The sequence below is a fragment of the Micromonospora sp. NPDC050187 genome (assembly GCF_044459745.1).
Classification (GTDB): domain Bacteria; phylum Actinomycetota; class Actinomycetes; order Mycobacteriales; family Micromonosporaceae; genus Micromonospora.
Genome location: NZ_JBITJH010000005.1, coordinates 46,834 through 57,525 on the forward strand (window position 1 = coordinate 46,834; position 10,692 = coordinate 57,525).

9 protein-coding genes are annotated in these 10,692 nt (G+C 73.5%); 4 read left to right on the forward strand and 5 right to left on the reverse strand.

From position 1 onward, the window contains the following. Positions 1 to 203 precede the first annotated feature (203 nt). Entirely contained in the window at positions 204 to 1,076 is an 873-nt protein-coding gene (locus ACIBJE_RS09850; RefSeq protein ID WP_396746651.1) for a hypothetical protein, read from the forward strand. Between the two features lie 95 nt (positions 1,077 to 1,171). Next, complete coding sequence (gene purD, locus ACIBJE_RS09855) at positions 1,172 to 2,419, forward strand: phosphoribosylamine--glycine ligase (protein WP_396745742.1); 1,248 nt, start codon at positions 1,172 to 1,174, stop codon at positions 2,417 to 2,419. An 84-nt stretch (positions 2,420 to 2,503) separates the two neighbouring features. On the opposite strand, the gene ACIBJE_RS09860 is transcribed toward purD, so the two are convergent. The 4 genes from ACIBJE_RS09860 to ACIBJE_RS09875 all read right to left on the reverse strand — a co-directional run bounded on the left by ACIBJE_RS09860 (position 2,504) and on the right by ACIBJE_RS09875 (position 7,491). After that, complete coding sequence (locus ACIBJE_RS09860) at positions 2,504 to 4,030, reverse strand: N,N-dimethylformamidase beta subunit family domain-containing protein (protein ID WP_396745746.1); 1,527 nt, start codon at positions 4,028 to 4,030, stop codon at positions 2,504 to 2,506. A 117-nt stretch (positions 4,031 to 4,147) separates the two neighbouring features. Then, entirely contained in the window at positions 4,148 to 5,710 is a 1,563-nt protein-coding gene (locus ACIBJE_RS09865) for an AMP-binding protein (protein WP_396745750.1), read from the reverse strand. A gap of 112 nt (positions 5,711 to 5,822) precedes the next feature. Next, positions 5,823 to 7,037 (reverse strand): acyl-CoA dehydrogenase family protein, encoded by a 1,215-nt coding sequence (locus tag ACIBJE_RS09870; protein ID WP_396745753.1) that lies wholly within the window; start codon positions 7,035 to 7,037, stop codon positions 5,823 to 5,825. A gap of 1 nt (position 7,038) precedes the next feature. Next, complete coding sequence (locus tag ACIBJE_RS09875) at positions 7,039 to 7,491, reverse strand: SCP2 sterol-binding domain-containing protein (protein WP_396745756.1); 453 nt, start codon at positions 7,489 to 7,491, stop codon at positions 7,039 to 7,041. 120 nt (positions 7,492 to 7,611) lie between these two features. Here ACIBJE_RS09875 and ACIBJE_RS09880 point away from each other — a divergent pair, with 120 nt between their 5' ends. Together ACIBJE_RS09880 and ACIBJE_RS09885 are read left to right on the forward strand one after the other, a co-directional pair. After that, positions 7,612 to 8,250: a TetR/AcrR family transcriptional regulator gene (locus ACIBJE_RS09880; RefSeq protein ID WP_396745759.1), complete on the forward strand. Its 639-nt coding sequence runs from the start codon at positions 7,612 to 7,614 to the stop codon at positions 8,248 to 8,250. A gap of 167 nt (positions 8,251 to 8,417) precedes the next feature. Next, positions 8,418 to 9,707: a hypothetical protein gene (locus tag ACIBJE_RS09885; RefSeq protein WP_396745761.1), complete on the forward strand. Its 1,290-nt coding sequence runs from the start codon at positions 8,418 to 8,420 to the stop codon at positions 9,705 to 9,707. On the opposite strand, the gene ACIBJE_RS09890 is transcribed toward ACIBJE_RS09885, so the two are convergent. Then, complete coding sequence (locus ACIBJE_RS09890; RefSeq protein WP_396745763.1) at positions 9,666 to 10,562, reverse strand: adenylosuccinate synthetase; 897 nt, start codon at positions 10,560 to 10,562, stop codon at positions 9,666 to 9,668. The two genes, ACIBJE_RS09885 and ACIBJE_RS09890, sit on opposite strands and share 42 nt — an antisense overlap. Positions 10,563 to 10,692: the final 130 nt, after the last annotated feature.

The window sequence follows — 10,692 nt, forward strand, 5'->3', positions numbered from 1 at the left end:
CCGCGGCCGCCGGGGCGTCGGGCATGGCCGCCGCCAGGGAATCAGGCGCGGTCGCCGGGGCGTCGGGCATGGCCGCCGCCAGGGAATCAGGCGCGGCCGCCGGGGCGTCGGGCATGGCCGCCGCCAGGGAATCAGGCGCGGTCGCCGGGGCGTCGGGCATGGCCGCCGCCAGGGAATCAGGCGCGGTCGCCGGGGCGTCGGGCATGGCCGCCGCCAGGGAATCAGGCGCGGTCACCTGGGAGCCAGGCGTGGCCGCCTGGGCGTCGGGTGTAGCCGCCGGCAACGCGGACGGTCTGGACGTGACCGGCCTGGACGTGACCGGGGTGGACGTGGCTGGGTTGCGCCGGGCGCGGATTCGCGCTGTCGTCGCCAGCCTGGGCGAAGACGCGTACGCCGTCCTCGACACCGCCGCCGAACTGCACGGCATCGCCGGGCTGCGACGCACCGCGATCGTCCACGTCTCGGTGCCCGTACACCGGCCCCGACCGCAGCGCCGAGCCGATCCGTTCGTCGCGGTGCACCAGTTGACCACGTCGCCCGGCGATCTCACCGTGGTCGACGGTGTCCGCTGCACCACCGCCCAACGGACGCTGGCGGACGTGATCCTCCGCGTCGGTCGGTACCCGGCGGTCTGCGTGCTCGACTCCGCCCTGTTCCGAGGTCTGGTGTCGCCCACCGAGTTGCCGGCGATCGGTCGGGCACTACACGGTCGTCGTGGTGCCGTGGCGGCCCGGGGCTACCTCGGCGAGGCGGACGGGCGGGCGCAGTCCCCGCTGGAGACCCGTACCCGGCTGCGCTGCGTCGACGGTCGGGTGCCGCCGGACACCCTCCAGTTGGAGGTCCGGGACGGCGACGGTCACCTGCTGGGTGTCGGTGATCTCGGCTGGCGGCGTCCGAGGGTGCTCGCCGAGGCCGACGGCCGGGGACCGCACAGCCTCCCGGAGGCGGTCCTGGCTGACCGCAGGCGGCAGAACCGCCTGGTCAACGCCGGCTGGGCGGTGCTTCGGTTCACCTGGCAGGACACCCTGGACCCGCGCTACATCCCCCACACCATCCGCCGAGCCCTCTTTCGCTGAGTTGACCAAGGAGTTGGCGTCACCGGGACAGCCGATCCTGACGCGAACCTCTTGATCAACTAGGGCGCAAGGTGGGGTCGGTAGGATCGGGGCCCGTGCGGGTACTTCTTGTGGGTGGTGGGGGCCGGGAACACGCGTTGGCGCTCGGGCTGGTGGCTGATCCGTCCGTCGAGCGACTGATCGCGGCACCGGGCAATCCGGGGATCGCGGGTGTGGCGGAGCTTCGGCAGGTCGACACTGCGGATCCGGCGGCCGTAGCCGGGTTGGCCGTCGAGGAGGGCGTCGACCTGGTGGTGATCGGGCCGGAGGCGCCCCTGGTCGCCGGGGTCGCCGACGCGGTCCGCGCCAAGGGCGTCGCCTGCTTCGGGCCGTCCGCCGAGGCGGCCCGACTGGAGGGTTCGAAGGCGTTCGCCAAGGACGTTATGTTCGCCGCCGGCGTGCCCACCGCCCGCGCGTACACCTGCACCGCCGAGGCGGGCACCGCCCGCGCCCTCGACGAGTTCGGGCCGCCGTACGTCGTCAAGAACGACGGGCTGGCCGCCGGCAAGGGCGTGGTGGTCACCGACGACCGGGCCGCCGCGCTGGCCCACGCCGCAGAGTGCGGGCGGGTGGTGGTCGAGGAGTACCTCGCCGGGCCCGAGGTGTCGCTCTTCGTGGTGACCGACGGCGAGGCGGCGGTGCCGCTGCTGCCGGCGCAGGACTTCAAGCGCGTCGGTGACGGCGACGCCGGCCCGAACACCGGCGGCATGGGGGCGTACGCCCCGCTGCCGTGGTCCCCGCCCGGTCTGGTCGACCAGGTGATGCGGGAGGTGGTGGACCCGACGCTGGCCGAGATGCGCCGTCGGGGCACCCCGTTCGCCGGTCTGCTCTACGTCGGCCTGGCGATCACCGCCGCCGGTCCCCGGGTGATCGAGTTCAACGCCCGGTTCGGTGACCCGGAGACCCAGGTCGTGCTCGCCCTGCTGGAATCGCCCCTCGGTGGGCTGCTGCACGCGGCGGCCACCGGCACGCTCGCCGCACATCCGCCGCTGCGCTGGCGCGACGGGGCCGCGGTGACCGTGGTGCTGGCCGCCGCGAACTACCCCGGCACCCCACGCACCGGGGACGTGATCACCGGCGCGGAGCGTCCGGGCATCATCCACGCAGGCACCCGCCGGGACGCCGACGGCGCGCTGCGCTCCGCCGGGGGCCGGGTGCTCTGCGCCACCGCCACCGGTGCGGACCTCGCCGCTGCCCGGGACGCCGCGTACGCGCTGGTCGACGGGGTGGAGTTGCCCGGCTCGCACCACCGGCGGGACATCGCCGACGCGGCGGTACGCGGAGCGGTCACCCTGCCGGGCTGAGCGTCCGGCACCTCGGCAGGACCGCTCGGGGCGGCACGTGCGGGCCACGACCATGCCGGGAACGCCGCCCACCCCGGCATCCGGTCACCGGAGGCGGGCCATCCGGTCCAACAGGTTGCCGGTGGCCCGCTCGATCCGTTCGTCCCGGCGTCTGGCGCGGTTCAGGGCCATCGTCCAGAAGAGCGTCCCGGCGGCGAAGACCAGCCCGCCCTGCGGCGTCTCGTACAGGTGGGTGTGCTGCACCAGCCGCCGGCGGTACGGGTTCTGGTACGAGGCGGTGCCGAGGGTGACCCCGGTGACCCCGGCGGGTCTCGGGTGCCCGCGGACGATGCCGTCGGCCTCCCCACCGACCAGATCGGGGATCCGGTCGCCGTCGGCCACGCCGCTGCCGGCCCAGAACCAGTGTTCCGCGCGGGCGACCACCAGCGACTGCGGGACGGTCACGATGCCGTTGTACTGGATCCCGAGCAGGCCCTGCTCGGCGTCGCGGCCGTCCGGGACGACCTTGCGCCAGAGGGTCGTCGGTCCGGCAGCGTCCACTCCCGGGTCCGGTGACGTCTTGTAACAGGTGACCAGCCGTTCGGGTCGCCCGTCCGTGGAGGGGCTCAGCCGGATGTGCCAGTAGGCGCTGTTCGCGGCGAGGAAGGCCAGGCTGGTCCCGGCCGCCACCGCGCGTTCCGCCGCGAGCCGCATCGGCCTCGACCAGTACTCGTCGTGGCCGCAGAACACGATGCCCCGGTGCCGGGTCGGGTCGAGCCGGCCACTGTGCAGATCCTCGGTGGTGGCGTACGTCAGGTCGTAGCCCTGCCGCTCCGCCCAGCAGACGAAGTCGTGGTCGCGGTCGAAGTGCTTGGGCCAGCCGTCGCCGGCGTACGGGCGGTCGAAGGAGACATCGAAGGCGCGCCGCTCGGCGTCCAGCACGCCGTCCCGGTAGCCGTAGTAGAGGCTGCGGCCGGTCGTCCCGTCCAACGGCCACTGGTTGTACGCCTGGTAGGTGGTGAACGGCACCACCACGCAGAGCGCGGCGGCCCGGCGGTCGTCGCGTACCACGAAGGGGGTGTACCCGCGCCAGCCCTCGGCCGAGGTGAAGACCGCCTGGTAGAGCCCGGAGGTCCAGTCGTCGGGGATGCGCAGCGTCCAGGAGATCGGCCAGCGGCAGACCAGCGCCCCGGTCTCCGGGTCGGGGGTGGGCACCGGTTGCGGCTCGCCGAGCAGCTCGGGGCTGGTCAGCAGTTCGCGGGCGCCGGTCCCGCCGTACCAGCCGAGTCGGACGACGGTGATCTTGTACGGTCCGGCCGGGTCGACCGCCACGTGGAAGTCGATGGCCTCACCGTGCGCGACGCTGGTCGCCGAGGCGTACCCCTGGATCTGCCGGCGGCGGTCGTCGACGCCCGGCCGCCGGCTGTCGGCCGGCGGCCAGGTGCTGCCGGGAGCCTGGTTCTCCGAGACGATTGGAATGGAGCCGGTGTGGGCCGGGGTGAACGAGCCGAGCCGGCCCGCGACGGCCCGCTGGTCCCGGGACCTCGCGGGGGGCCAGAGAGCACCGGCGGTCGCCGCGGACGCTCCTAGGGCAAGCAGACCGAGGGCACGACGGCGACGAACTCCTGCCATGGAAGCTCCTGGACATTTCCGGACGGGGGAGGAAGGCGACCGAAAATACCACTGTGGACGGAGTTCCCCGACGGCCTGGTCGCGTACATGATCGAGCGGTTCCGTGGCATCGAGCTGTTAGTCGAGATGACGACGAAGTTCCCTGGTCACGACCTTGCCGGTGGCGTTTCGGGGCAGAGCCGCGACGAATGTCACGTCCCGGGGGACGGAGAACCGGGCGAGGTGGTGCCGGACGTACTCGAGTACCGCCTCCGGGTCGAGGCTCTCGCCTGGATGCAGGCTGAGGAAGGCGGCGAGGCGCTGGCCGTACTTGTCGTCGGGCACGCCGATCACCGCGACCTCGCGTACCTGGGGGAGACGGGCGAGCAGGTCCTCCACCTCGGACGGGAAGACGTTCTCCCCACCCGAGACGATCATGTCGTCGGCGCGACCGTCGACGAATAGCAGCCCGTCGGTGCCGAGTCGCCCCAGGTCACCGGTGTCGAGCAGGCCGTCGTGGCGCTCGCGGCCGGCACCCGAGGTGTACCCGTCGAAGAGCATCTCGTTGCCGACGAGGATCCGCCCGACCCGGCCCGGTGGCACCGGCTGCCCGGCCCCGTCGACGATCGCGACCCGGGTGCCGTGCGGCGGCCGGCCCGCCGTGTTCGGGTGGGCGCGCAGGTCGGCGGGGGTCGCGATGGAGGCCCAGGAGACCTCGGTGGAGCCGTACAGGTTGTAGAGGACGTCGCCGTAGCTGTCCATGAAGGCGTGGGACAGCGCACCCGGCAGCGCCGAACCGCTCACCGCCACCACCCGCAGCGGCGGGCGGGGCCGTGGCGGCGGAACCTCCAGCAACCGTTGCAGCATCACCGGTACGGCGAACAACGCGTCGCAGCGCTGTCCGGCGAGGGCGTCCACCGTGGTGGCCGGGTCGAACCGGCGGTGCAGCACGATGGTGGCGCGCAGCGCGAAGGACACCTGAAGGGCGGCGTACCCCCAGGTGTGGAAGAGCGGTGCGGTGATCATGACGCGGTCGTGGACCCGCAGCGGGATCCGGTCGATGATCGACACCAGCGGTCCGAAACCGTTCGGGGTGGGCCGCCGGGCCCCCTTCGGCGTGCCGGTGGTGCCGGAGGTCAGCACGATGGTCCGCCCACCCCGGGCCGGCGGGACGAGGGTGCCGGGCATCGCCCCGGTGACCAGATCGGCGTGCCCCCGCTCGTCGATCCGCTGCACCCCGGCGGGGAGACCGAGGATCCGGTCGGCGAACTCGTCGTCGTGCACCAGCACCCGCAACCGCTGCTCCTCGGCGACGGTGACCAGCTGGCCGGCGGAGAGCCCGGTGTTGACCAGGACGGCGTCCGCGCCGAGCAGGGTGGTCGCCACCATCGTCTCGATCAGGCCGGCATGATTGCGGCAGAGCACCCCCACCCGGTCCCCGCTGCGCACCCCGAGCACCGACCGCAGCCCCCGGGCCAACCGCTCGGACTCATCGAGCAGGGTCGCGTAACTGGTGCCGGTGCCGTGCTCGTCGACCACCGCGACCCGGTGCGGGTCCCGGGCAGCGGCCTGGCGCAGCTCCCCGGCGAGGCTGAAACCCCACCGGCGTAGCGCGTTGAGTTGGGCGGCGACCCGGACCGGTCCGCCGGGGGCGAGCAGCCCCCGCCGAGCCAGCGTGGTGATGACGAACGGCAGACCCATCCCGGCTCCCTTCCGCACCGCTTCACTCCGCGCTGTGCCCGTGCTCCGCTCTGCTCCGTGCTGCTCTGCTCCTGCTACCACCCGACACAGCCGGCCGGCGACGTTGTGGTGGTCAGCGCACCTGGATGCCGGAGATGGCGCGGGCGATCACCAGCCGCTGGATCTCCGACGTTCCCTCGAAGATGGTGTAGATCTTGGCGTCCCGGTACCAGCGTTCGACCGGGTGGTCGCGGAGGAACCCGGCGCCGCCGAGCAGCTGCACCGCCTTCTCGGTGACCGCGACGGCCACCTCGCCCGCCTTGAGCTTGGACATCGAGCCCTCCCCGGCGGCGAACGGCTTCTCGTTGCGCCCCATCCAGGAGGCCCGCCACACCAGCAGCCGGGCCGCGTCGATCTCCATCTTCATGTCGGCCAGCGCGAACGCGACCGCCTGGTTCTCGATGATCGGCCGGCCGAACTGGATCCGGGTCTTCGCGTACTCCAGGGCGTACTCGTAGGCGGCCCGGGCCACGCCGATCGCCTGCGCGCCGACGGTGGGACGGGACAGCTCGAAGGTACGCATCGCCGCCTGACCGGAGGCGCGCCGGCCGGAGCGGGCCCGGTCCAGGCGTTCCCGCAGGGCCTCCCGACCGCCGAGCAGGCAGCGGCCGGGTACGCGTACCTCGTCGAGGAAGACGTCGGCGGTGTGCGACGCGCGCAGGCCCAGCTTGCGCAGCTTCCGGGTGGCGTGCAGCCCCGGCGTGCCCGGCGGTACGACGAACGCGGCCTGCCCGCGCGAGCCCAGCTCGGGGGCGACCGACGCGGTGACCACGTGCACCCCGGCGATCCCGCCGTTGGTGGCGTACGCCTTCTGCCCGCGCAGCACCCACTCGTCGTGTGCCTCGTCGTAGGTGGCCCGGGTGCGCATCGCGCCGACGTCGGAGCCGGCCTCGGGTTCGGTGGAGCAGAACGCGGCGACGGCCGGCGACTCCGGGTCACCGAAGCACTGGGGCACCCACTCGACGAGCTGGTCGGGGGTGCCGGAGCCGTAGATGGCGGCGACGGCGAGGGAGGTGCCGAAGATGCTCAGCCCGATGCCGGCGTCACCCCAGAAGAGTTCCTCGCTGGCGATCGGGAGGGAGAGGCCGGTGGGGTCACCGAAGCAGGTGACGAGGAACTCGAAGCCGTAGAGGCCGACCTTCGCCGCCTCCTGGATGACCGGCCACGGGGTTTCCTCCCGCTCGTCCCACTCGGCTGCGGCCGGGCGCACGACCTCGGCGGCGAAGCCGTGCACCCAGTCGCGGAGATCCCGCTGTTCCTCGTTCAGGTCGAGCGAGAACTCGGACATCTCAACCCTTGGGGATGTCGAACAGGTTGGGGATGTTGGCGGCCAGGCCCAGGTCGCCCTTGGCCTTCAGCTTGCCGGTCATGAACATCATGGCGGGGTTGGCCGCACCCGCGACGATCTTGAGGAACTCGACCGGGCCGAGGGTCAGGGCCAGCTTCGGCTCCCGCTCGGGGGTGGAGTTGACCGTGCAGGTGCCGTTCTCGATGACGACCTCGTACGTGTCGGAACCGCCGTCCGGCCGCCCGGTGATGTTCCAGTGCAGCACCGCGTTGGTGGAGCCGGCCTTCTCGGGGCGGAACAGCGACGGCATCCGACTGAACACCTCGTCGAGGACCTTGCCCCGCAGGTCGCCCGACATCACCTCGGAGATCTTCTTGTCCGGGGTGGACTTGACGAGCTTGGCGAACTCCTTGGGGCCGTACGAGGAGAAGGTGGCCGGATCGAAGTCAGTCATGGGAAACCTTCCGGACGTCGTGACGCCGTCGCACCGCGCGGGTTCCGCGTCGGCTCGGGGCGCACGGGTAGATTTGCCTACTCTAGCGTAACCTTACGCACGAGTAGGTATGCTCGCAAGGTGTCCAGCCCTCCCGCGTTCCGTCGTCTCCCACGGGCCGTTCGCGAGCAGCAGATGCTCGATGCGGCCGTCCGCGCCTTCTCCCGCCGGGGTTTCCACGCCGCCAGCATGGACGAGATCGCCGAGGACGCCGGCATCTCGAAGCCGATGGTCTACGCGTACCTCGGGACGAAGGAGGAGCTCTTCATCGCCTGCCTGCACCGGGAGGGCACCCGCATGGTGGAGGCCATCGCCGGGGCAGCCGCTCCCGACCTGCCGGCCGACGAGCGGCTCTGGCGGGGGCTGCGGGCGTTCTTCGGATTCGTCGGCGCGCACCGCGACGGCTGGGTCGTGCTCTACCGGCAGGCGCGGGGCGAGCAGCCGTTCGCCGGGGAACTGGCCGCCATGCGCAGCCGGATGGTCGAGGTGGTCGCCGGCATGCTCGACCACGCCCTGCGCGCCCAGGGCCGCGAGGTCCGCGAGACCGACCTGGAAGTGATCGCGTACGCCCTGGTCGGCGCGACCGAGTCGCTGGCCGACTGGCTTGCCGACCACCCCGAGGCCGACCCGGCGAAGACCGCCACCCGGATGATGAACATCGCCTGGCTCGGCGCGGACCAGCTGCTGCGCGGCGAGACCTGGCATCCGGCCGCGGAGTGAGGACGCCCTCCGCACCCGGCGGCGGAGTGGGGACGCCTTCCAGACCGGAGGGCGGAGTGGGACCTCGTCCGGAGCGGTCGGGCGGGTAGCGGTCCGGAGGGGCGGGCGGGAACGAGCCGTCCGGAGAGGCGACCCGGCCTGTCGGTGGGGTGGGCGAGGATGGGCGGATGCTCGACCGGATCGATGACATTGACTGGCGGCGGCTCGGCCATGCCTACGGGTCGGCCGGGGACGTCCCCGACCAGCTTCGCGCGCTGTGCTCACCCGACGCGACGGTGCGTGAAAGCGCCTTCGGTGACCTCTACAGCAACATCTTCCACCAGGGCAGCCGGTACGAGGCGAGCGCGTACGCGGTGCCGTTCCTGCTCGACATGGTCGCCGACCCGGCCACGCCGGACCGGGACCTGGCGCTCTACCTGGTGACCTGCCTGGCGATCGGCTACGACGAGAGTTGGCTGCCGGACGGCTTCCCGGTGGCGGAGTACCGCCGGGTGTCCGAGGGCGGCCGGGAACTGCTCGCCGCCAAGCCGCCCAGCTCGGAGGAGAACGACGACCCCGAGGCGCTGTACCTGCGGGCGCTGGACAAGGACGACCAGAACCGGCTGTTCGCCTACTACGAGCTGGCCACGTACGACGCGGTGCGGGCCGGGGTGCCGATGTTGCGTACCCTGCTCGCCCACCCGGAGCCGGGGCTGCGTGCCGGGGCGGCGTACGCCCTGGCCTGGTTCCCGGAGGAGGCGGCCGGGAGCGTGCCGGCGTTGCTCGGGGCCGTCTCCACGGCGCTGGCGGCCGACGGGAGGACCACCACCGCGCAGCCGGCGGGCGCGGACGAACCGACGGCGGACGGGTCGACGGCCGGCCAGCCGGCGCGTCTCCGGGAGGCGGACGTGGCGGCGACCGCGCTGGTGGCCGCCGGGCTGCTCGGGGCCGCGCCGGACCCGGCGCTGCTGACCGACCCGCGTCCGGTGGTCCGCTGGGCCGCCGCCGTGGCACGGGCCCGGGTGCTCGGGTCGGACGCCGACGACGCGACCGTCGAGGAACTGCTCGGCTGGACGACCGCCGTCCCGCGCGGGCGACGGCGGTCCGCCGACGACATTCCGGTGCCGTTCCTGGACGGAGACCTGGCCGGTTACGCCGCACTGGCGCTCCGGCAGGTCGGGCCGCGGCACGCCGCTCGGGCATTCGACGCGCTGCTCGACCGGCTGCCCGCCGTCGAGGGCGTCGAGGCGCTGCCGGTGGCGACCGAAGCGCTCCGCCTGGCCTTCCCCGACGGGCCGCTCGCGGAGGGGACGCCGCCGGAGGCGCTGACCGACCGGCAGCGGCGGCTGGCCGAGGTGCTGGCCTCCTCGCCGCTGCCGTGGTCGATCGACGGCAGTCGGTTCGCGAACTTCTCGCTGCTGCTCGGCGAGTACGGACTACCGCGCAGCCGGGACGAGATGGTCGCCTACCTCCGCTGACCCCGGCCGCCGCGCCCCGGCCGACTCCGACTGCTCCGCCCCGGTCGACTCCGATCGCCTGCCCTCGGCCGGCGACTGCCTGCCCTCGGCCGGCACCGGTCGTTTGTCCTCGGCGGTGGGGCCGTGCGAGGTGAGCACCACCGGGGCGGCCAACTCGTCCTCGACCGCCGACACCCAGTCGGCCGGCGGGTCGTCGTACACCGGGCGGGCGGCCAGCAGGCGGTCGGTGAGCGCGGCCTGCCGGTCCAGGTCGCCGGGGGGACCGACCGGAAGCCGGTCCACGGTGTCGTAGCGGCGGCAGATCCGCAGCGGCCGGTCGGTGAGGTCGAGGTGGGTGAGCACCAGCCCGTCCACCCCGCCGGCCACCTCCAGGGCGTACCGGTGGGCGACCGCGTCGAAGTGGCCGAACCGGAAGCGACCCTGCCACGGGTTGGTCGGGTTGCGCGGGTCGGTCAGCGGCAGCGCCCGGTCCTCGGTGACCAGCGGACCCGGCCCGTGCCGGGTGGTAACGGTACGCAGCACGCCCAGCCGCCGGGCGGTGCCGGCCAGGCCCGCCTCGGCGAGCAGCGCCTCCGCGTTGGCGAAGGTGGTGGTGCTCCACGTCGTGTACGGGTGGAAGCCGTGCCACTCGTCCAGCAGCACCCCCTGCGCCCCCTCGAAGACGCAGGTGCCCGCCCGCAGCACTCCGGCCAGGTACGCCCGGTCGACCACCGTCACCCGGGCGGCGAAGCCGGTGAAGGCGGGCAGGCAGTCCTCGACCGGCGGCGCGTCCAGTGGACCGAGTTCGGCGGCCAACCGGTCGCGTAGTCGGGTCAGTCGCTTCCGCAGCAGCCCCGGGTCGTGGCAGTCGGCCACCCGGGGCGCGTCGTCGGGGGGGGGGGGGGGGGGGCGGGGCCCGCCCCCCCCCCCCCCCCCCCCCCCCCCCCCCCCCCACGCCGGTAGCCTGGCGGGATGCCTGAGATGCCGGCCCGGCTGGCCGAGATCG